The 20747-nt window shown below is 69.0% G+C and carries 19 protein-coding genes; 9 read left to right on the top strand and 10 right to left on the bottom strand.

The genetic code is table 11. The annotated features are described in order from the left end of the window. Window positions 1–57: 57 nt before the first annotated feature. Window positions 58–993: an NAD(P)/FAD-dependent oxidoreductase gene (locus AC6LJ2_RS18515; RefSeq protein ID WP_498151902.1), complete on the bottom strand. Its 936-nt coding sequence runs from the start codon at window positions 991–993 to the stop codon at window positions 58–60. Window positions 994–1088: 95 nt separating this feature from the next. Between AC6LJ2_RS18515 and AC6LJ2_RS18510 the strand changes: the two genes are divergently transcribed. Then, a complete protein-coding gene (locus AC6LJ2_RS18510; RefSeq protein WP_498151901.1) occupies window positions 1089–1574 on the top strand; it encodes an Rrf2 family transcriptional regulator in 486 nt (161 codons plus the stop codon). Here AC6LJ2_RS18510 and AC6LJ2_RS18505 read toward each other — a convergent pair. Continuing rightward, the gene (locus tag AC6LJ2_RS18505; RefSeq protein WP_498151900.1) at window positions 1571–2431 is read right to left on the bottom strand and encodes an NmrA family NAD(P)-binding protein; all 861 of its coding nucleotides are present in this window, start codon (window positions 2429–2431) and stop codon (window positions 1571–1573) included. The genes AC6LJ2_RS18510 and AC6LJ2_RS18505 overlap by 4 nt on opposite strands. 127 nt (window positions 2432–2558) lie before the next feature. On the opposite strand from AC6LJ2_RS18505, the gene AC6LJ2_RS18500 reads away from it, so the two are divergent. Both AC6LJ2_RS18500 and AC6LJ2_RS18495 read left to right on the top strand, forming a co-directional pair. Beyond that, complete coding sequence (locus tag AC6LJ2_RS18500) at window positions 2559–3470, top strand: LysR family transcriptional regulator (protein ID WP_445656480.1); 912 nt, start codon at window positions 2559–2561, stop codon at window positions 3468–3470. A 172-nt stretch (window positions 3471–3642) separates the two neighbouring features. Next, window positions 3643–4770, top strand: a complete 1128-nt coding sequence (locus AC6LJ2_RS18495) for an acyl-CoA dehydrogenase family protein (RefSeq protein WP_263913251.1) — start codon at window positions 3643–3645, stop codon at window positions 4768–4770. A 4-nt stretch (window positions 4771–4774) separates the two neighbouring features. Here the strand turns inward: AC6LJ2_RS18495 and AC6LJ2_RS18490 are convergent, their stop codons facing one another. From AC6LJ2_RS18490 to AC6LJ2_RS18465, 6 genes are all read right to left on the bottom strand, one after another. Further along, window positions 4775–6652 (bottom strand): tetratricopeptide repeat protein, encoded by a 1878-nt coding sequence (locus tag AC6LJ2_RS18490; RefSeq protein WP_498151899.1) that lies wholly within the window; start codon window positions 6650–6652, stop codon window positions 4775–4777. A 33-nt stretch (window positions 6653–6685) separates the two neighbouring features. Further along, window positions 6686–7096, bottom strand: coding sequence for a DUF2784 domain-containing protein (locus tag AC6LJ2_RS18485; RefSeq protein ID WP_498151898.1), 411 nt, complete (start codon window positions 7094–7096; stop codon window positions 6686–6688). A 66-nt stretch (window positions 7097–7162) separates the two neighbouring features. Next, window positions 7163–7738 carry a restriction endonuclease gene (locus AC6LJ2_RS18480; RefSeq protein ID WP_263913254.1) on the bottom strand — a complete coding sequence of 192 codons (576 nt, stop codon included), beginning with the start codon at window positions 7736–7738 and terminating at the stop codon, window positions 7163–7165. Further along, on the bottom strand, window positions 7735–7959 hold the full coding sequence (locus AC6LJ2_RS18475; protein ID WP_025136391.1) for an RNA-binding S4 domain-containing protein: 225 nt from the start codon (window positions 7957–7959) through the stop codon (window positions 7735–7737). The genes AC6LJ2_RS18480 and AC6LJ2_RS18475 overlap by 4 nt, the downstream gene beginning before the upstream one ends. Window positions 7960–7994: 35 nt before the next feature. After that, entirely contained in the window at window positions 7995–8717 is a 723-nt protein-coding gene (locus AC6LJ2_RS18470) for a DUF502 domain-containing protein (RefSeq protein WP_263913256.1), read from the bottom strand. A gap of 109 nt (window positions 8718–8826) precedes the next feature. Next, window positions 8827–9294: an Lrp/AsnC ligand binding domain-containing protein gene (locus AC6LJ2_RS18465; protein ID WP_263913257.1), complete on the bottom strand. Its 468-nt coding sequence runs from the start codon at window positions 9292–9294 to the stop codon at window positions 8827–8829. Between the two features lie 135 nt (window positions 9295–9429). On the opposite strand from AC6LJ2_RS18465, the gene AC6LJ2_RS18460 reads away from it, so the two are divergent. The 6 genes from AC6LJ2_RS18460 to AC6LJ2_RS18435 all read left to right on the top strand — a co-directional run bounded on the left by AC6LJ2_RS18460 (window position 9430) and on the right by AC6LJ2_RS18435 (window position 18630). Then, complete coding sequence (locus AC6LJ2_RS18460; protein WP_263913258.1) at window positions 9430–10731, top strand: D-amino acid dehydrogenase; 1302 nt, start codon at window positions 9430–9432, stop codon at window positions 10729–10731. A 124-nt stretch (window positions 10732–10855) separates the two neighbouring features. Continuing rightward, on the top strand, window positions 10856–12028 hold the full coding sequence (locus AC6LJ2_RS18455; protein ID WP_445656476.1) for a metallophosphoesterase family protein: 1173 nt from the start codon (window positions 10856–10858) through the stop codon (window positions 12026–12028). Beyond that, entirely contained in the window at window positions 12025–14661 is a 2637-nt protein-coding gene (locus AC6LJ2_RS18450) for an AAA family ATPase (protein ID WP_498151897.1), read from the top strand. Before AC6LJ2_RS18455 ends, AC6LJ2_RS18450 begins: the two co-directional genes overlap by 4 nt. Continuing rightward, a complete protein-coding gene (locus AC6LJ2_RS18445) occupies window positions 14658–15515 on the top strand; it encodes a MurR/RpiR family transcriptional regulator (RefSeq protein WP_498151896.1) in 858 nt (285 codons plus the stop codon). The genes AC6LJ2_RS18450 and AC6LJ2_RS18445 overlap by 4 nt, the downstream gene beginning before the upstream one ends. Before the next feature lie 137 nt (window positions 15516–15652). Next, window positions 15653–17203 carry a M81 family metallopeptidase gene (locus tag AC6LJ2_RS18440; RefSeq protein WP_263913262.1) on the top strand — a complete coding sequence of 517 codons (1551 nt, stop codon included), beginning with the start codon at window positions 15653–15655 and terminating at the stop codon, window positions 17201–17203. Between the two features lie 548 nt (window positions 17204–17751). Further along, window positions 17752–18630, top strand: coding sequence for a DMT family transporter (locus tag AC6LJ2_RS18435; protein ID WP_498151895.1), 879 nt, complete (start codon window positions 17752–17754; stop codon window positions 18628–18630). A 103-nt stretch (window positions 18631–18733) separates the two neighbouring features. Here AC6LJ2_RS18435 and AC6LJ2_RS18430 read toward each other — a convergent pair whose 3' ends face one another. Both AC6LJ2_RS18430 and AC6LJ2_RS18425 read right to left on the bottom strand, forming a co-directional pair. Continuing rightward, entirely contained in the window at window positions 18734–19615 is an 882-nt protein-coding gene (locus AC6LJ2_RS18430) for a FapA family protein (RefSeq protein ID WP_263913264.1), read from the bottom strand. A 376-nt stretch (window positions 19616–19991) separates the two neighbouring features. Then, a partial coding sequence (locus AC6LJ2_RS18425; protein ID WP_498151894.1) for a tripartite tricarboxylate transporter substrate-binding protein occupies window positions 19992–20747 on the bottom strand: 756 nt, incomplete at its 5' end.

Below are 20747 nucleotides of genomic sequence, written 5' to 3'. Positions count from 1 at the left end.
GCTCGGTAAGCACGTTGCCGCCAGGCGCCTCTGCCTGACCCGCTGCCTGACCCTTTGTCAGCCCAGGCTGCGCAGCGCGGCCCGCACCAGCGAGTTGTGCGCGGCAGCCCCCGCCATGACGCCCGACGCGCTGGCAAGCGTGGCATTGGCCATGGGCAAGGTGGCGTCGCCCGCCGCGAACACGCCCGGCACCGTGGTCTGCTTGAAATCGTCGACCCGCAGGTACGGCCCCAACGGCCCCGCGTCGAAGGCGCAGCCCAGCTGCATGGCCAGGGGGCTGGCCATGTGCACGCGGGCCGCCACGAAGATCGCGTTGACCAGCAGGCGGCGGCCGTCGGCCAGCTGCACCGCGTCGATCTGCGGCGCCTGGCCCAGCAGGCCCACCACCGGCGTGCGTTCGATGCGCACGCCGCGCGCGGCCAGCAGGGCGGCTTGTTCCGCGTCGGGTTCGAATTCCCCTTGCGTGAAATAGGTGGTCGGGCCCCAGTCGGGCAGCAGCGCCGCCTGATGGGCCGACAGCGAATGCGCCGCCAGCACGCCCAGCGGGCGGTCAGCCACTTCGTAGCCATGGCAATAGGGGCAGTGCAGCACCGTCTGGCCCCAGCGTTCCTGCAGGCCGGGCAAGGCAGGCAGTTCGTCCCGCATGCCGGTGGCCAGGACCAGGCGGGACGCATGCAGCACGCGGCCGTCTTCCATCGTGACCAGGAAGCGTCCGGCCGATTCCTTGGCGTGGGTGGCGGTGCCGTCGATGAATTCCACGGTGCCGTAGGCCGCCAACTGCTGGCGGCCGATGCGCACGATCTCGGTGGGCGACCTGCCGTCCAGCCCCAGGAAGCCGTGCGAATGCGCCGCGTAGCGGTTGCGCGGCAGGCCCGCGTCCACCAGGGCAATGCGGCGGCGGGCGCGGGCCAGTTGCATGGCGGCGGACAGGCCGGCGAAGCTGCCGCCGACGATGACGGCGTCATAGCGGGGAGGTTGCACTTCCACTTGCATGGCTATCTCGATACTTTAAAAGTTGCATGATAAGGCGAACGTCGCTTTTCACGCAACTTATAATGTTTCAATCCAAGACCCAGGAAACTTCCCCGATGCGCAGCGACAACCGCCTGTCACGCATGCTGCACGTGCTGATCCACATGGCCGAGCACGACGCGCCGCTGACCTCCGAGACCATCGGCAAGATGCTCAACACCAACCCCGTGGTGGTGCGCCGCATGATGTCCGGCCTGCGCGAGCACGGCTACGTGCAGTCCGAAAAAGGCCACGGCGGCGGCTGGGTGCTGACGCGCCAGCTGTCCGACCTGACGCTGCTGGACGTCTACCAGGCGCTGGGCGAGCCGCCCATCTTCGCGCTGGGGCTGGCCGACAGCGAACCGGAATGCCTGGTCGAACAGGCGGTGAACGCCGGGTTGCAAGGCGCGCTGGTCGAATCGCGCCGCCTGCTTCTCGAACGCTTTGCGACGATCAGCATCGACCAACTGGCGCGCGATTTCCAGGAACGCCTGAAGCAGCATCCGGAATGCGACCGGCGCCCGCCCGGCCATCATCCGGCCGGCAATCAGCACGGCAGCTAGGGCGCGATCAACCCCCGCACGACATCGGCCAGCGTCACCTGGCCCTTCAAGATGCTGTCGCGCGGGCCTTCGAAGTCGATCCACCCTTCGTTGAAGCCATCGAGCATCTGGATGCGCGGCATTGGCTCTTTCATGCCCTGGGCGGTGAACAGGGCGCCCCAGGTTTCACGCGGCACGGCCTGCACCGACACGGGCGTGCCCAGTGCGTCGGCAAAGGCGCGGCCGGCATCGTTCGGGCTGATGCGCTGCGGGCCTTCCAGTTCGACCACGCGCAGGCCCGTCCAGGTGTCTTGCAGCAACTGCGCGGCGATGCGGCCGACGTCGGCGGTGGCCACCATCGGAATGGCGCGGTCCAGCGGTTGCAGGAAGGATGCGATCAGGCCGTCATCGCGCGCCGACGCCACGTCCCACGCGAAATTCTCCATGAACCAGCCCGGCCGCAGAAAGGTCATGGGTACGGGCAGGCGCCGCAGCGCCTGTTCCATCAGCGTGCGCTGGGTCAGCAGATTCTGCTGCGTCGATTGCGCGCCGATGGTCGACAGGCAGACGACCCGACGCGGCTGCCCCAGGGCGATGGCCGAGGCCACCGCGTCGATGGCGGCACGCGCTTCGGGAAAGCCGGGCGCGGGGTCGAATTGGGGCGGCGGCAGGATGAACGCGCCGTCCACGTTTTCGAAGGCGCGGGCCAACGCCGCGGCGTCGGTCATGTCGGCGATGGCGACGTCGCAGCCGCGGGCGGCCCAGGCGGCGGCGTGGGCAGGGTTGCGCAGCACGGCGCGCACGGGCCGGCCTGCTTGCAGCAGGGCCTCGGCGACCGCGCCGCCGACCTTGCCGCTGATTCCGGTAATGGCATACATGAAGGGTTCTCCAGACACTGGCGCGATGCGGATCGATCACGCCGGGGCAAATCGTAGTGCGCGGCCTTTGTTGAGAGAATGGCAATTCAGTCATAACATTCATGACTTCAGATCAGGAGTCTTCGATATGGCGCTGGATGGCCGGGTATTGGCAAACATCGGGGTGCTGACCGCCGTGGTGGAAAGCGGCAGCTTCGCGCGCGCGGCCGAGGCGCTGGGCATCACCGCATCCGGGGTCAGCCGCGCGGTGGGGCGGCTGGAGGCCGGCGTGGGCGTGCGCCTGCTGGATCGCACCACCCGGGCCGTGGCGCTGACGGACGAGGGCCGCCGGCTGTACGAGCAGATCAATCCGCTGGTGGCGGGCATCGGCGAGGCCATCGCCACCGCCGGCGGTGCGTCGGCGGCGGTCAAGGGGCGCTTGCGCGTCAATGTAGACGCGTTCTTTGCCCGCCTGATCCTGGCGCCGCACCTGGCGCGGTTCCTGGAACGCCACCCGGACCTGACGCTGGATCTGGCCACGCGCGAACAGCTGGGCGACCTGGTGTCCGACGGTTTCGACATCGCGGTGCGCTTCGGCGAACCGCCGTCGTCGTCGCTGGTCTCGCGCAAGCTGCTTGATACCCGCTCGGTCACGGTGGCGGCGCCGTCCTATCTGCGCAAGCACGGCGTCCCGACGGCTCCGGCCGACCTGGCGCGCCACGCCTGCATCCAGATGCGCAGCACCATGACCGGCCAGCTGCTGGAATGGAACTACCGCAAGAAAGGCCGGACCACGCGCGTGGAAACCTCGGGGCCGCTGCACCTGACCGACGGCTGGACGATGCTGGGCGCCTGCCTGGGCGGTGCGGGCATTGCCCGTTTCAAGGCCAGCGGCGTCGAGGAACTGATCCGCCAGGGCAAGCTGGTCGAACTATTGCCCGACTATATCGGCGACCGCTATGCGCTGTACGCGCTGTATCCGTCGCGCCATTTGCCGGCGGCAAAGGTGCGGGCCTTCATCGATTTCGTCACCGGCATCCTGGACGATCCGGCGGGCTGACAGGGCCCGAGGGGCGGGCCGCCTGAAGCGGGGTGGCGGCGGGGTCAGATAGCCGCCGCCGGTGTATTCTCGCAATCGTGCCACGCCCGCATCCCGGGCGGCCGGCCCGCGCAAGAAAACACGGGCGGCGCCCACCCGCGCCAGCCTGGTACTGCCCGCACAGGAGACAACCATGCTATTGACCGAAGAACAGCTCAGCGTCCAGGACATGGCGCGCCGTTTCGCCCAGGAACGCCTGGCGCCCCAGTCCGAACGCTGGGACCGCGACCACCATTATCCGGCTGACGCCATTGCCGAGATGGCCCAGCTGGGTTTCTTCGGCATGCTGGTGCCCGAGGAATGGGACGGCAACGCCAGCGGCTACCTGTCGTACGCGGTGGCGCTGGAGGAAATCGCGGCCGGCAACGGCGCCTGCTCCACCATCATGAGCGTGCACAACTCGGTGGCCTGCATGCCGATCCTGAAGTACGGCACCGACGCGCAGAAAGAACAGTTCCTGCGACCCCTCGCCACCGGCCAGCACATCGGCGGCTTTGCACTGACCGAGCCGCAGGCCGGGTCGGACGCCAGCAGCCTGCGCACCCGCGCGGTGCGCGACGGCGACCACTACGTCATCAATGGCGCCAAGCAATTCATCACCTCGGGCCGCACGGGCCAGACCGTGATCGTGTTCGCCGTGACCGACCCGCAGGCCGGCAAGCGCGGCATTTCGGCGTTCATCGTGCCCACCGATACCCCGGGCTACCAGGTGGTGCGGGTGGAAGACAAGCTGGGCCAGCATCTGTCGGACACCTGCCAGATTGCGTTTGAAGACATGCGCATTCCGGCCGCGTGGCGCCTGGGCGAAGAGGGCGAGGGCTACAAGATCGCGCTGTCGAACCTGGAGGGCGGCCGCATCGGCATCGCCTCGCAATCGGTGGGCATGGCGCGCGCGGCGTTTGAATGCGCGCGCGACTACGCCCGCGATCGCCAGGCGTTCGGCAAGCCCATCATGGAACACCAGGCGGTGTCGTTCCGCCTGGCCGACATGGCCACCCAGATTCACGCGGCCCGCCAGATGGTGCTGCACGCCGCGGCGCTGCGCGAGGCTGGCAGGCCGGCGCTGACCGAAGCGTCGATGGCCAAGCTGTTTGCGTCGGAAATGGCCGAAAAAGTGTGTTCGGCCGCGATCCAGACGCTGGGCGGCTATGGCTACCTGGCCGACTTTCCGGTGGAACGCATCTACCGTGATGTGCGGGTGTGCCAGATCTACGAGGGCACCAGCGACATCCAGCGGCTGGTGATCGCGCGGGCGTTGTAAGGGGTCAATCCAGCAAGGCCTGCACCACTGCCTGCGCCTCGGGTGCCAGCGGCTGCTCGCGCTGCAACAGGGCGATCTTGTCCTCGAACTCCTTCACCACGTCGGGCCGGATCTGCTGCATGGCGCGCACGGTCTGCGCCAGCAGCAGCCGGGCATTGACGCAGTGCGGAAAGTCCAGGCACTGGCGGATATTGCCGTCGAGGATCTCGCGTTCGCCGTTCAGGTGGCCGGGGTGCTTGTCGTTGGCACCGTTGCAGCGCACGGCCAGCAGTTGCTCCAGACGCAGCAGGTAGCGCGGGAACGCCGCGCCGTCCGGCACCGTGTAGTTGCGGGGCGCGTTGCTGGGAGCCTGCGCCGTGGCGCGGGCCACCAGCGCCACCAGGTCTTCGGTCAGGCGTTGAAGGGCGGCCGTGGGGTCGGCCATGGGGAAATGGGCGCTCAAGGTGCCGACGCATTCCTCGTCATCCGTGCGCAGCACGCGCACCTGGGCCTGCCAGGGCTCGCTGGTGGTGACCAGGTGCGAGATCACCACGAAGTCGCTCTGGGCCTCGCATTGCTGGGCGTAGCGGATGGCATCGGCGTCGTCCCAGGCCACGCCGCTGAGCACGAAGCCCGGTTCGGGTTCCGTCAGCCAGGGCACCAGCGTCTGCGTGCGCAGGCCGCAGCGCAGCGCCAGTTGCTCGTTGAAGTACAGCGGCAGCGCGCGGCTCAGGCGGCCGGTGGCGTCGGCCAGCTGGCGTTCGGCGTGGTCGGGCGCGGCGTCGACCTCGGCCGAGCCGCCCAGGAATGACACCAGCGGACGATTCGGCGCAATCGGGTCGAACAGCGCGGCGGCCGGCGACTCGGGCGCCAGCCACACCGGGCCGCGGCCCAGCAGCATGGCAAAGCGCATTTCGGTGGATTCGGGCACGCTGCCGTCGCCCAGCGCGGCGCGGGCCAGTTCGGTGTCCCAGTACGCCAGGTTTTCCTGCCAGTCGGGGCGCTGCTGCGCGTAGAGCTGGTCGAGAATGCGGCGGGCGTCGTCGTACTGGCCCAGTTCGGCGTGGGCGCGGATCAGGTTGTTGCCGACCATGACGCCATGCGCCGCCGCGTCAAAGCGCGGTCCGGCCAGTTGCAGGATGGGTTCGATGGCGCCGGCATTGCCCAGGTCGGCGCTAAGCTGCAGCAGCAGGCCGGCGGGTGTGGGCGTGCCGGCGCGGGCCAGGGCTTCGCGGTACAGCGCCAGCGCGCCGGCCAGGTTGTGCGCGCCCAGTTCGGCGTGCGCCAGCCACAGCTGCGCGCGCCAGCTGCCGGGTAGCGCCGCGACCTTGCGCATGGCGGTCACGCCGGCCACGTCGCCGCCGTATTCGCGGTGGATGGCCTCGTACCAGCCCAGGCCGTTTTCCTGGTTGGGGTCCCGTTCAAGCGCGCGCCACAGGGTGTCGCGGGCGCGGGCCTCGTCGCCGCGTTCGTCGTGGATCTTGGCCAGGTTGGTCAGGGTGACGCCGGTTTCGCCATGCTGCTGCATGTAGGCCAGCAGCACGCGTTCGCTGTCGTCCAGCCGGCCGGTCTTCATGTAGACGATGGCCAGGAGCACCGCGGCGCGCTCGGCGGCAGGTTCCAGGGCGACCAGGCGTTCGGCCGGCTTGAGCATTTCATCGACGAAGCCATCCCCCAGCGACTGGATGATCAGGCTGGCCAGCGAATCGGCATCGTCCCGGTGGCGTTCGATGGCGCCGGCCAGCACGTTGTCGCGCCATTGCTCGCGCGTCACGAAGATTTCGCGGCCGTAGGCGTCAAACGCACGGATCAGGTTCGGGTCTTGCGACGGATCGCTGACGGCGGGCGCTTCGGCTTCGGCCGGCGAGGGCTGCTGGCCCAGGATTTTCTTCAGGAAGCTCATGCGGAACTCCGGATGCAGGGAAGAGGCCGTCGACTACGAGCGTGCGCGTCGGCTGAGGAGGGTCGCCGCGGGTTTGCCGCGGCTGGCGCGGCGGCGGCGGGCCCACACCGTGTAGATGATGAGATTGCCCACCACCAGCAAGACCGCCAGCAGGATCTGCACGTTGCGCGTCAGGCCATCCGGGTAGATCGCGGCCAGGATGTAGTGCTCGATGAAACCGCCGCCGTAGCCTTCCTGGCCCGCCTGGTGGCGTAGCGATACTTCCAGGGGCGTCAGCGGGCAGATCCAGCCCATGCCGATGACCATGGCGCCCCACGCCAGTGCAGGCAGGTGCAGGTAGGCCAGGCGCCAGCGCCACAGCGCCAGCAGGCCGCCGAACACGACGAAGGCGACGAACAGGCCATGCAGTACCAGTACTGCGTCGGCCATCAGGCGATAGGTCATGCGGGGTGTTCTCCAGGTTCAGGCAAGGGGGGCGCGCCTGAGGCGCATGCCGCGGTCAGGCAGGGATCAGGGCTTCAGGTCGCGCAGCAGCTTGGCCAGTTCGGGCGCGGCCATCAGCGACACGCCTTGGGCGCGGGCGTATTGCAGGGCGTTGTCCGACACCTCGCCCAAGGCGATGTAGATGGCTTCGCGCGCGCCGCGCTTTTCCCGCGCGGCCTGCAATTCGCGCAGCGGTTCTACGCCCGTGCGGGCGGCCTTCCAGCGCTTGGCGCTGACCAGCGCCACGTGGCCATCCTTGCTGAGCGCGAAGTCTGCGCCCGGCGCCTGCAGCCGTTCGACTTCGCAGCCGTCGCGGCGAAAGCCCGCTTCGACGGCCGTGGCGAATTCGGTCCAGGACATGGCCGCGGCGGCTTGCGCCACGGCCTCGACCCGGGCGCCCGACGGGGCGCGCAACTGCTTGTAGGCTGCCATGATGGCGATCACCGCGAACGGCACGGCCGCAAACACGCCCATGGCGGCGTAGTCCAGCGGCAGGGCGGCGAAACCGCCCACGGCCAGCACCAGGGCGACCCCGGCGCTCATCCACCACGGCGAGCGCAGCAGCACCGCGAAGATGGAGTTCTGCGACATCTTGAGCTTCATGCTTCGCGCACCACGATGCGGACGTCGCCGCAGGTGACGATCTGGCCCGGGCGGATCTTGGCCGTCTTGCGGCTTTCGACCACGCCGCCGACGCTGACGTGGCCGTCGGCCACCAGCATCTTGCCGGCGCCGCCGCTGTCGCACACGCCGGTGGCTTTCAGCAGCTGGTTCACTTCAATATAGGGGCTGCCTTCGGCAAGCGTGAATTCAATGATGGGCATGTCGCGAAAAACCGTTGAAAGAAAAAGCGGGCCGATCAGCCTTGGCTGCCGGGCGGGTTGCCGCCGGGGGGATTGCCGTGGGTGCCATCGGCAGTGCCGCCCGTCGTGGGGGCAATGGGCGTCGCCGTCGGGACGACGCCCGCCACGTCGACCGGGGCCGGCCGGACGTTGCCGGATTCCGCGCGCGCCATCCAGGCGATCAGCGACGAGCGCATGGCTTCCTCGACCGACATCTGGATGGGCTGCACCCATTCCTGCGGCACGAACACGGTATAGCCGCCGATCATGTAGCCCATGGGCAGGTACACCGCTACGCGGTCGCCCTGCGTGAAACCCTCGGGCAGGCCGTCCAGGTTGCGCCGCGTGATCAGGCCGACCAGTTCCAGCTGCTGACCGGGAATGCGCAGCACCACGACCTGCTGGGCGGTGCTCTTGGAACCGGGCGAGAAGTAATCGGCAAAGCTCTTGAGCGACGAATAGATGCTCTTGACCACGGGCAGGTTGGTGAAGGGCATTTCCACCAGCAGCAGCACGCGCTTGACCCGTTCTTTGGATACCAGGTAGCCGATCGCCAGGATGCCCAGGATGCCCAGCAGCAGGCCCAGCCCGGGGAAATAGAAGCCGCCGATGAACGGGCGCAGGAACGTCAGCGCCACCGCTTCCGTCCACGCCAGGAAGATATAGAGCACGTAGATGGTCAGCGCGAGCGGCAGGACGGTGATCAGGCCGCGGAAGAAGTATTTGTAAAGACGGGTCATAGTCGAGAAAAAGCAAGAAAATCGGGGTCGGGCCGGGCGGGCACGGACCGGAACGGCCGCCAGCATAGCAGCCGACGGCAGCCGGCCGGGTAACAAGGCGCGGTAAGCGTTACCGGTCGACGGGCAGGTACAGGGTCTCCTTGATTTCCTCCATCACCACATAGCTGCGCGATTCCGCCGAGGCGGGCAGGCGCTTGAGGATTTCACCAAGCAGACGGCGGTATTCGTTCATTTCGGTCAGGCGGGCCTTGACCAGGTAGTCGAAGTCGCCCGACACCAGGTGGCATTCCATGACCTCGGGTACATACAGCAATTCTTTTTTCACCTTGTCGAACACGTCGCCCGACTTGGCGGACAGCTTGATTTCCAGGAAGACCAGCAGGTTCTTGCCCAGGGCGGCCGGGTTGACGCGCGCATGGTAACCGGTGATGACGCCTTCGCGTTCCATGCGCTTGACCCGGTCCGAGCAGGGGGTGGCCGACAGGCTGACCCGCTCGGCCAATTCGGTGACCGCTATGCGGCCTTCCCGCTGCAGGATATCCAGGATTTTCAGGTCGATACGGTCCAGGTCGCGCATTTCACTTTTGGGAGGCAAAAAAGCAGGGGTGCCCGAGAAAAAGCACTGCCAAAGAAAAATAATCAGTGTTTTTCACTGCGATGAGGCTCATAGACTACCGAAATTCCTGACCAAAACCAAACTTCGGAAAGAATCATGCATGTGATCGTCCTCGGCAGCGGCGTCATCGGCACCACGACCGCCTATTACCTGGCCCGCCAGGGGGCCAAAGTGACGGTGCTGGACCGCCAGCCCGGCGCCGCCCAGGAAACCAGCTACGCCAATGCCGGCCAGGTCTCGCCGGGCTATTCCACGCCGTGGGCCGCGCCCGGCATTCCGCTCAAGGCGATCAAGTGGCTGTTCAAGAAGCACGCGCCGCTGGCAATCCGCCTGGACGGCAGCCTGTACCAGCTGAAATGGATGGCGGCCATGCTGGCCAACTGTTCGGCCGAGCGCTACGCCGTCAATAAAGAACGCATGCTGCGCCTGGCTGAATATAGCCGCGACTGCCTGCGCGAACTGCGCATCGACACCGGCATCCATTACGAAGAACGCACGCGCGGCACGCTGCAGCTGTTCCGCACCGACGCCCAGATGGAAGCCGCGCGCCGCGACATCGCCGTGCTCGAGGAAGTCGGCGTGCCCTACGAACTGCTGGACCGCAACCGCCTGGTGGGCGCCGAGCCCGCCCTGGCGCGCTCGCTGCACAAGCTGGCCGGCGGCCTGCGCCTGCCCAACGACGAAACCGGCGACTGCCGCCTCTTCACCACCCGCCTGGCCGAGATGGCCGCGGCGCTGGGCGTGGACTTCCGCTACAACCAGCCGGTGGCCGGCCTGAACACGGCCGGCGGCCAGGTGACCGGCGTGCGCGTCGGCGACCAGGTGCTGACCGCCGACCGCTACGTGGCGGCGTTCGGCAGCTACACCCGCGGCTTCCTGGAACCGTTGGGGCTGGACCTGCCGGTGTACCCGGTCAAGGGCTATTCGCTGACCATCCCCATGAAGGACGAGGCCGCCGCCCCGGTGTCCACCATCCTGGACGAAACCTACAAGATCGCCGTCACGCGTTTCGAGAACCGCATCCGCGTGGGCGGCATGGCCGAACTGTCGGGCTTTGACCTGCGCCTGAAAGACGCGCGCCGCAAGACGCTGGAACTGGTCGTCAACGACCTGTTCCCGGGCAGTGGCGACGTGCCCCGCGCCGAGTTCTGGACCGGCCTGCGCCCCATGACGCCGGACAGCACGCCGGTCGTCGGCCCGACCCGCTACGGCAACCTGTTCCTGAACACCGGCCACGGTACCCTGGGTTGGACCATGGCCTGCGGTTCCGGCAAGCTGGTGGCCGACCAGGTCATGGGCCAGCGTCCGCAGATCCGCACCGACGGCCTGGACCTGTCCCGCTACGACCGCCACACGTCGGCCCACCGGCCGCTGGTGCTGGACGGCAAGGGCGCCTGACGTCCGCCGGTTTTCCGTTTTTTCCGGCCGCCGGCCATAAGCTGGCGCCTCAATGGCCCGCTCGGCGCAACATGCCGGTCGGGCCATTGTTCTTTGGCGGGCCGCCGGCCTCTACAATCCGGGCATGACTCATTTCCTGCATACCGCCGATTGGCAGATCGGCCGTCAATACGGCCAGTTCGACACCGACGATGCCGCCTTGCTGGCCGAGGCCCGGCTGGACGTCGTGGCCCGCATCGCGGCGCTGGCCGCCGAGCGCCAGGTGGACGCGGTACTGGTGGCCGGCGACGTGTTCGACACGCAGGGCGTGTCCGACCGCACCATCCGTCGGCTGTTCGCCGCGCTGGCCGCATACAGCGGGCCATGGGTCATGATCGCCGGCAACCACGACGCCGCGCTGGCCGACAGCGTCTGGAGCCGCGCCGCGCAACTGGACTGCATTGCGCCCAATGTGCACGTGCCGCTGCGCCCCGGCGTGGTGGACCTGCCCGCGCAGAACCTGGCCGTGCTGGCCGCGCCGTTGACCCAGCGGCACACCTACGACGACGTCACGCAGGCCTTCGACGCCATGGACACCGAGCCGGGCCGCCTGCGCATCGGCCTGGCGCACGGCAGCGTGGCGGGCCGGCTGCCCGACACCATCGACGCCACCAACCCCATCGCGCCCGACCGCGCCGCGCGTGCGCGGCTGGACTACCTGGCGCTGGGCGACTGGCATGGTTGCCTGGCCATCGACGAACGCACCTGGTACGCCGGTACGCCGGAACAAGACCGCTTCCGGGGCAACGAACCCGGCTATGTGCTGGACGTGCGGATCGCGGCGCCGGGCGCGGTGCCGGTGGTGGAACGCGTGGCCACCGGCAAGTACCGCTGGTCGGCCTGGACCGAAACGCTCAGCCTGCCCACCGACGCGCAGGCGCTGGCGCAACGCCTGGCCGGCCTGCGGGCCGAAGACGTGCTGCGCCTGGAATTGCAGGGCCACGTCAATGTGCCCACCTGGGAAGCGCTGCAGTGGGCGGTGGACCAGGCCGCGGCGCAGGCGCGCGCCGTGCTGTCGGATTTTTCCGGGCTGCTGCTCGAACCTGACGAAGCCGACCTGGCGCAACTGGGCGCCAGCGGGTACGTGGGCGAGGTGGCGACGCAATTGCAGGCGATGCAGGCCGACCCCGAACAGGCGGCGGTTGCCAGCGAGGCGTTGCGCTTGTTGCTGCGGTTCCAGCGCGATGGGGCAGGGGGCAATGCCGCGCCTCGCGATGCCGCGGGCCGTGACGCCGCCACCCAGGGGAGCCTGCAATGAAGCTCTCGCGCATCGCCCTGGAAGAATTCCGCAAGTTCCGCCAGCCCCTGGTGCTGGACGATCTGCAAGACGGGCTGAATCTGTTCGTCGGCCCCAACGAGGCCGGCAAGAGCACGGTGGCCGCGGCCATACGCGCCGCGTTTTTGGAACGCTACAGCACCCGCACCGTGGCCGACCTGGCGCCGCGCGGCGAGTCCGGCGCGCGTCCCAGCGTGGAACTGGCGTTCGCCCACGCGGGCCACGACTATCTCCTGAAAAAGCAGTTCCTGTCGCGCGCCCGCTGCGAATTGCTGATCGACAATGGCGCCCAGCGCCTGGAAGGCGAAGAGGCCGAGAACGCGCTGGCCGCCTTGCTGGGCTTTGAATTGGCCACGCGCGGGCAAAGCAAGCCCGACCTGGCCGGCGTGCCCGGGCTGCTGTGGATCCAGCAGGGTGACGGCCAGAACCTGCAAGCGGCCGCGGGCCACGCCGGCGGCCACCTGCGCGAAGCGCTGACGCAACTGTCGGGCGAACTGGCGTCGGGCGACGGCGACCGCTTGTACGAGCGCGTGGCCGCCGAACGGGCCGCGCTGCTGGATGCGCGCAACGGCCGGCCCAAGGGCATCTACAAGGATGCCGAAGACGCCCTGGCCAGCGCCCAGGCCGAGCGCGACACGTGCGCGGCCGCCAAGGCCCAGCTGGATGCCGACGTCGACCGGCTGGCCAGCCTGCGCGCCGAGCATGCGCGGGCCGAAGCCGGCCAGCCGTGGAAAGACTTCGAGGCGCGCGCGGCCGACGCCCGGGCCCGCCTGGCCGCGGTCGCCAAAGAGCGCGAGGCGTTCGAGGGCCTGCAACGCGAGCAGCGCCAGGCGGCGCAGACGCTGGCGGTGCTGCAAGAGCAGGTGCGCCGCGACCAGCAGGACGAGGCCGACCTGCGCGCCCTGACGGACGAGGCCGCCGCGGCGCGCGCCCGCGTCCAAGCGGCGCAGGAACCCTTGGCCCGCGCCCGCAAGCAGCGCGACACGCATGCCGCCGCCGCCGAACAGGCCCGCCAGCGCGTCGCCGCGGTCCAGGCCGTGGCCGACCGGCGCGACCTGGAACACCAGTTGCAACAGCTGGACCGTGACGTCGAACGCCTGGACGGTGCGCTGAAGGAAGCCACCCACCTCATCGAACAAGGTTCGGCCCTGAAGGCCGAGGCCGTGCGCATCGAGATTGCCGACGCCGACATCCAGGCGCTGCGCAAAAGCGAACGCGCCTTGGGCGACCTGCAATTGCAGCAGCAGGCCATCGCCACGCGCGTGTCCTACACGTTCGAACCCGGCCGCGAGGCGCGGCTGGACGGCGCTGCGCTGGGCGGCAACGGTGAAGTGCTGCTGACCGCCGCGGCCGAACTCGATCTGCCCGGCGTGGGCCGCCTGCGCATCGAACCGGGCGGCAAGGACCTGCCGGCGCTGATGCGCGAGCTGGGCGAGGCGCGCGCCGCCAGCGCCGCGCTGCTGTCGCGCCTGGGGGTGGCCAATGCCGCCGACGCCGAAGAACGCCACGCCCGCAGCGCCGCCTTGCAGCGCGAGCTGGACGCCATGCGCAAGACCCTGGCGATTCATGCCCCCAAAGGCATCGATGTGTTGCGCGGCCAGCGCGACGAAGCGCTGGCGCGCCGCAGCGCCTTGCGCGAGCGGCTGGCGGCCTTGCCGCCTGCCACCGATGCAGACGATGGCCTGCCTGCGGCCCGCCAGGCGTTGCGCGACGCCGAAAGCAGCGCCGCCCAGGCCATGGACGCCCTGGCGGCGGCCCAGCGGGCACTGGATGCCGATAGCGCGCGCGCCCAATTGCTGGAAACCCAGGCCGCCGCGCGCGGCGCGGACCTGCAGTCGCCCGAACGCGCGGCCCAACGCCAGGCCCGCGCCGGCCGGCTGGCCGAGGCGCGCAGCGGCCACGACCTGCTCGAACAGCGCCTGCAAGCGGCCCAGGCTGTGCTGGCCGCGCTGCGCCCCGAACTGCTGGAACAGGATGCGCTGCGGTTTGAAAAGTCCGCGGCGATCGAACGCGACGCCCAGCACAAGCGCCATAGCGACATCCAGCAACTGCTGGGCAAGCTGGAACAGGCCGGCGCGCAGGGCCTGGGCGAACGGCTGTCCGAGGCGCAAGCCGCCTGCGAACGCCTGCAACGCCGCCGCGATGAATTCCTGCGCCGCGCGCGGGCGCTGGACCTCCTGTCCACCTTGCTGGCCGGCAAGCGCGATGCCGCTACCCAACGCCTGCAAGCCCCGCTGGCGCGCCGCCTGGGCCATTACCTGGGCCTGCTGTTCCCGGATTCCGCGCTGCGGCTCGATGACGCGCTGCTGCCTGCGGCCTTGCAGCGCGCCGGCGCGGAAGACCCGCTGGACGCGCTCAGCTTCGGCACCCGTGAGCAGTTGGGCATCCTGGCGCGCTTTGCCTACGCCGACCTGCTGCGCGAGGCCGGTCGGCCGACCCTGCTGGTGCTGGACGACGCGCTGGTGCATACCGACGACGCCCGCCGCGACCTGATGAAGCGCGCGCTGTTCGATGCCGCAACGCGGCATCAGGTGCTGATGTTCACCTGCCATGGCGAGGCCTGGCGCGACTTGGGCGTCGAACAGCGGCGCATCGGCGCGATGGAGACCCCGTGAAAGCCCGACAGCAGATCATCGACGGTTTCGACAGCCTCAGCCCGCGGCTGCAAGTGGCCGCGCGCTTTGTCATCGACCATCCCAACGAAGTCGTCATCGGCTCGATGCGCACGCTGGCCGAGCGCGCGGGCGTGCCGCCCGCCACGCTGGTGCGGCTGGCGCAGCAATTGGGCTATGGCGGCTGGCCCGAACTGAAGTCGGCGTTTGCCGGCGACCTGGGGCTGCACGGGCAGGGCTACGGCGAACGCGCCCGCAGCCTCGCCCAGCGCAGCCGCCGGCCCGACCTGTTGGATGACCTGTTCCGCGCGCAGCAGGCGGCGCTGGCGGCCACCGCCGAGCAATGCCTGCCGTCGCTCAAGGCTGCCGCCAAGCTGCTCAAGCAGGCGCGCCAGGTGCATGTGGCGGGCTTTCGCGCCAGCTTTTCCATCGCCCATTCGCTGGTCTATGGTTATCGGCTGTTCCGCAACAGCGTGCACCTGGTCGACGGGCTGGGCGGCAACCTGCAGATGCAGCTGCGCGCCATCGAGCCGCGCGACGTGGTGGTCGCCATCAGCTTTGCGCCGTATTCCAGCGAAAGCCTGGCGGTGGCGGATGCGGCGCGCGCAGCAGGGGCATCGCTGATCGCGCTGACCGACAGCGACGCCTCGCCCCTGGCGCGCGCCGCGCAGGTGACGGTGCTGTATTCCGTGGCCGGCGCTTCGTTCTTTCCGTCGGTCACCGCGGCCATGGGCGTGACCGAGGCGCTGCTGGGGCTGCTGGTCGCCGAAGGCGGCGACGACGTGGTGGCGCGCCTGAAGCGCAACGAGCAGGACCTGGTCGAGTCCGGCGCCTACCTGCCGGTGGGCTCGCGATAACCGTGTGTGATGCCTGCCCGTGCAAACCCGGGATTGCACGGGCCCGATGCCTTTGTTAAGGTGCATTGAAACAAATGTTTCTCATGAATGAACAGGGATTCATTTGTTTCCATCTGCTGCGGCAAAGGATACACACCATGAGCAAGCCCTGGCGCGTTGCCATCGCAGGGTTCCATATCGAATCGGTCAGCTTCCTGCCGATCGAAGCCACCAAGGCCGATTTCGACGCCGTCGCGCTGCGCGGCGAACGCATCCTGGCCGAGCTGCGCGGTACCAACACGGTTGTCGGCGGTTTCATCCAGGTCTGTGAAGCGCAGGGCATCGACATGGTGCCGCTGGTGCACACCGCGCTGGGCGCGGTGGGGCCGGCATCGGACGAGGCCGTGGCCTGCTACGCCGACGAAATCGCGCAGGGCGTGCGACAGCACGCCGACACGTTGGACGGCGTGCTGCTGTTCCTGCATGGCGCCTGCTGGGCGCCGTCGTATCCCGACCCCGAACGCCATTTCCTGCGGCTTGTGCGCCAGGCCCTGGGGCCGGACAAGCCGCTGATGGTGGCGTTCGACTATCACGGCAACCTGGACGCCGACACCCTCGAAGGCGTCACCGCGCCGTTCGCCTACCGCCGCTCGCCCCACACCGATACTGGCGACACCGGTGCACGCGCGGCCGATTGCCTGGTGCGCACGCTGCGCGGCGAGATCGCGCCGGTGTGGGCCATTGCCAAGCCCGGCGTGCTGGTGCCCAGCATCTTCAGCGCCACTGCCTTGCAGCCGCTTGCCAGCATCATCGACGCGGGCATGCGGCGGGACGCGGCGTGCCCGGGCTACAGCGATACTTCCGTCATGGCGGGCTTTTCCTACGCCGATGCCCACAACACGGGCTTTTCGGTGCTGTGCGTGCGCGACGCCGACCGCGCGGGCGCCCAGGCCGCGGCCGATGCGCTGTCCGGGCTGGTCCATGCGCAACGCCATGCCCTGTACCGCCCGTTGCCCGTGTACGAGATCGACGCAGCGGTAGAGCAGGTGCTGGCACAGTTACGCCGCGAACCGGCCGCCGGCCGGCCTTGCGTGCTGCTCGAGCACGCCGACCGCATGAACGATTCGACCTACCTGCTGGCCGCGCTGTTGCAGCGTGGCGTGACGCGCGCGGCCGTGCCCTTCATCTGGGACCCGGCCGCGGCGCAGCAGGCGGTCCGGGCAGGCGCGGGCCAGCGCATCCGGCTGCGGCTGGGCGCGCACAGCTCGGACAAGGCCGGCCCCAAGCTCGAGGTCGACGCCCGTGTGCTGTGGGCCGGGTCCAAGCAATACCGGGTGTCGGGCGCCTACATGCGCGGCATGCCGGTGGACCTGGGCGCAAGCGCCTTGCTGGACGTAAACGGCATCTCGGTCAGCGTGGTCAGCCATTTCGCCTTCGCGGTCGACGGTGACGCCTTCACGCAGTTCGGCCTGCGGCCCGAGGATTTCGACATCATCGTGCTGCGCTCCAAGACGCATTTCCGCGCGTTCTACGAACCCCTGGCGCGCGACATCCTCATCGTCGACACGCCTGACCATGGCGTGGCGGACCTGCGCAAGCTGCCGTACCGGCATGTCGACGTTACGCGCGCGTTTCCGTTCGTCGATGCACCGAACGCAGGGGCCTTCCCGCTCGTCGATGCGTCCGCCGCCAACGCCGGCCCGGCTTGACGACAGCCGGCCGCGCCGGTAGCCTGTGCAGGTTCATTCTCGAACGTCCATCGATCCCCATGCCCGACGTCACGCCTTTCGCCGATTCCGCTTTCGCTGCCCGTGCAGCGGGCGCCGGCGCGCGGGCTCGCCGTCGGCATGCGGCATCGCCTCCTGTCTTTTCTCCTGTCGTCTGCACGGTCGTTTCGCCGCCGCAGTCCTCGCCCAGGGCTGTCCGGCCGGTCTTTGTCCGGCCCGTGGCATCGCCGCCGGTGGCGCCGCCGCGCGCCGTCGTCGCGGATATATCGGGTGTATCGGGCGCTTATCCGCCCGTTGCTCCGGTCACGCCCGTCGTCGGCTGACCCCCGCAGACTTTCCGCTCCCGCCTCGTTGCCCGTTTCATCCGCGCTGATGCGCCGACGCCTGTGCGTCCGCCGCGCGCCTGACGGTGCCTGGCCCGCCTGTGCTTCTTGACTCGTGCCGTCCGGACTTGTGGGTCCTGACTTGTGCGTCCTGACGCGCCTGCCGGCCGCGGGAGCCTGTTCCCTTCCTGACAGGTAGAAACTTTCATGTCTTTCAATCGCAATTCGTGGACCGCCTATGGGTCCACCCCCTTGTTCGTGCTGCTGTGGAGCGGCGGCGCGATCTTCGCCAAGTGGGGCCTGGCGCATGCCTCGGCCTTCGGCTTCCTGCTGGCGCGCTTCATCCTGGCCCTGGCCGTGCTGTGCGTGCTGGTGGGGCTGCGGCGCGGGCCCTTGCTGCCCGCGCCGGGCACGCGCGGCATCGTCGCGCTGACGGGTCTCTTGTTGATCGGCAGCTACTCCATCTGCTATCTGCTGGCGCTGGACCACGGCATCACGCCAGGCGTGCTGGCCACGCTGCTCGGCGCACAGCCCATCCTGACCCTGGCGCTGATGGAACGGCGCTATCCGCCCGCGCGGCTGGCCGGCTTGTTCCTGGCGCTGTGCGGCCTGGTGATGGTGGTGTACCAGAGCATCGGCATGGCGCGCTTTTCCGTGGCCGGCATGGGGTTCGCGTTTGCCGCGCTGGCCAGCATGACGGCGGGCGCGATCCTGCAAAAGCGCGTGCGCCAGGCGCCGATGGACGTCATGCCGCTGCAGTACGCCGTCAGCCTGGCGCTGTGCCTGGTGTTCGTGCCGTTCCAGCCGATCCGCGTGGAATGGAACATCGGCTTCATCGTGCCGCTGCTGTGGATGGGCCTGGTGATCTCGGTGGGCGCCACGCTGCTGTTCTACCGCATGATCCAGGCGGGCAACCTCGTCAACGTCACCAGCCTGTTCTACCTGGTGCCGGCGGGCACGGCGGCGTTGGACTACCTGGTGCTGGGCAATCGCCTGTCCGCGTTGAGCCTGGCGGGCATGGCGGCGATCCTGCTGGGATTGATGCTGGTGCTGCGCACGCCGGCGGCTGCCCGGCCTGCGGGCTGAGGCAGCGTGCGGCGCGGTGTCGTCGGACGACATCGCGCCGCGTTTGGTCTTACCTGGTGGCGCCGGACCCGACCGGATTCGGCGCCGCGCGCAAGCGGGCGCGTTACGCGTGTTCGGCCTGTTCCTGGCCGGCCCAGTGGCCGCTGACCAGCTGGGCAGGCCGCTCGCAGGCTTGAACCCGCGCGCACACGGACCATGCATCGAGCCGCACGTTCAGCCCGGCATACACGCCATGGCCGGCCCCGGCCTCGATCCGGCCCTCGGCGCACACGCCTTCGCCCGCGCGGATCGAGCCTTCCGCGCAGATATCCTCGCCCGCGATCAAACCCCAGCCCGTGGCCAGGTGGCCGCCGCAGCGAATGGTGGCGCCGGCCTGGATGCCGCTGGCCGCGTCGATGTCCTTGCCCGCCTGCACTTCGCCGCCGGCCTTGATGCCCTGGCCGCATTTCAGGGCGCCTTGCACCTGGATGTCCTGGCCGGCCCGCAGGTGGCCGGTCACGGCCAGGTCCTGCCCGGCGCAGATGTCCCACTTGGCGCGCAGGTTGCCGCGGCAATCCAGCGCCGTCGCGACCTCGATGCCCCATTCGGCCGACACATCGCCGCCCGCGCGCAGATCGCCCGCGCTGGCGATGTTGCCGCCGGCCACGATGTTCTCGCCCGCCACGATCGATTCCCCGGCGCGGATGCCGCCGCCGGTGACGATGCTGCGCCCGGCGCGCACCACGCTGTCCACCGTGATGCCCATGCGCACCTCCAGCGTGCCGGCAAAGACGATGGCGTTGGCGTCCAGCGTGTCCAGCTTGAGCACCGCGTCGGTCGGGCCGAACTGATCCAGCAGCCAGCAGGCGTCGCCCACGCGCCCGTCGGCCACCAGGGCATCCAGGACGGCCTGGTAGTCCCCCTGTCCGTTGTGGTCCCGCAGGAACCATTTGTAGCCCCCGGCGCAGGGGTTCTTGGCTTTGACGAATTTCTTGGTGAGTTGCATGGCGCTAAATGGCGATCAAGGCGTGACGCCGCCGCCGGACGAAGCCGGCAGGCAGATTGGAAACGTGGCCAGGCGCCCGGCCGAATGGCAGGGCGGTCGTGCCGGACGGCATTCGGCCAAGGCGCGAGAACCGTCAGGCGGTCAGGCGTACCCAGGGCCGGCGGCAGGCCGGTGGCTTAGAGAGAAAGGGAACGGCCAAGCCGGCAGATCAGCCGGGCTTGGAGCGCGCGTAGGCGGAACGCGCGGCGACTTCCTGCGAGCTCAACAGGGTCGAGCGCAGGGCGCAGAGGGCGCAGGCAGCGGATGAGAGAAGAGAGAATTCAGTTCGCACGGGGCGAATGGTAGCAGAGGGGGCCGCTCCCCCTCTGCCATTCGCTTAATTCGTCGACTGGATGTTACGTTCCTTGGCAATCCGCTGACGCAGCTCCAATTCCCGCTTGATCTGCGCCGCATATTCGGCCGGCGTGTTGCCGTCCACCAGCGAGCCGCCATCGGCCAGGCGCTGGATGATCTTCGGGTCCTTCAGCGCCTTGACGGTGGCGTCGTGGATGCGGTCGATCACGGCCTGGGGCGTGCCGGCGGGGGCGACCAGGCCGTACCAGGCCATGTTGTCCATTTCCGGCAGGCCGCCTTCCTTGAAGGTGGGCACGTCGGGCAGGGTGGGCAGGCGCTTGGGCGCGGCCACGGCCAGGGCGCGCAGCTTGCCGGCCTGGATATGGGGCATGGACGACGGCAGGTTGTCGAACTGGGCATTGACCTGGCCGGCGATCACGTCGTTCAGGGCCGGGCCCGAGCCGCGGTAGGGCACGTGCACCATGTCGGTCTGGGTCAGGGACTTGAACAGTTCGCCGTCAAGGTGGCCGATGCCGCCGGCGCCGGACGAGGCATAGCTGTATTTACCCGGGTTGGCCTTGAGCAGGGCAATGAACTCGGCCAGCGACTTGGCCGGCACGGCCGGGTTCACCGTCAGCACGTTGGGCACGTTCACCATATTGGTGATGGGCGCAAAGTCCTTGAGCGGGTTGTAGGGGTTCTTGGGGTTGGTGGCCGGGTTGGTGGCCATGGTGCTGACGGTGGCCACGCCCAGGGTGTAACCGTCGGGCGTGGAGCGGGCGAGGGCGTCGGCGCCGAT

The sequence above is a fragment of the Achromobacter sp. 1014246743 genome (assembly GCF_059760725.1).
The sequence above is the reverse complement of the archived record's forward strand: the minus strand, read 5'-3'. Positions and strand labels throughout refer to the sequence as shown.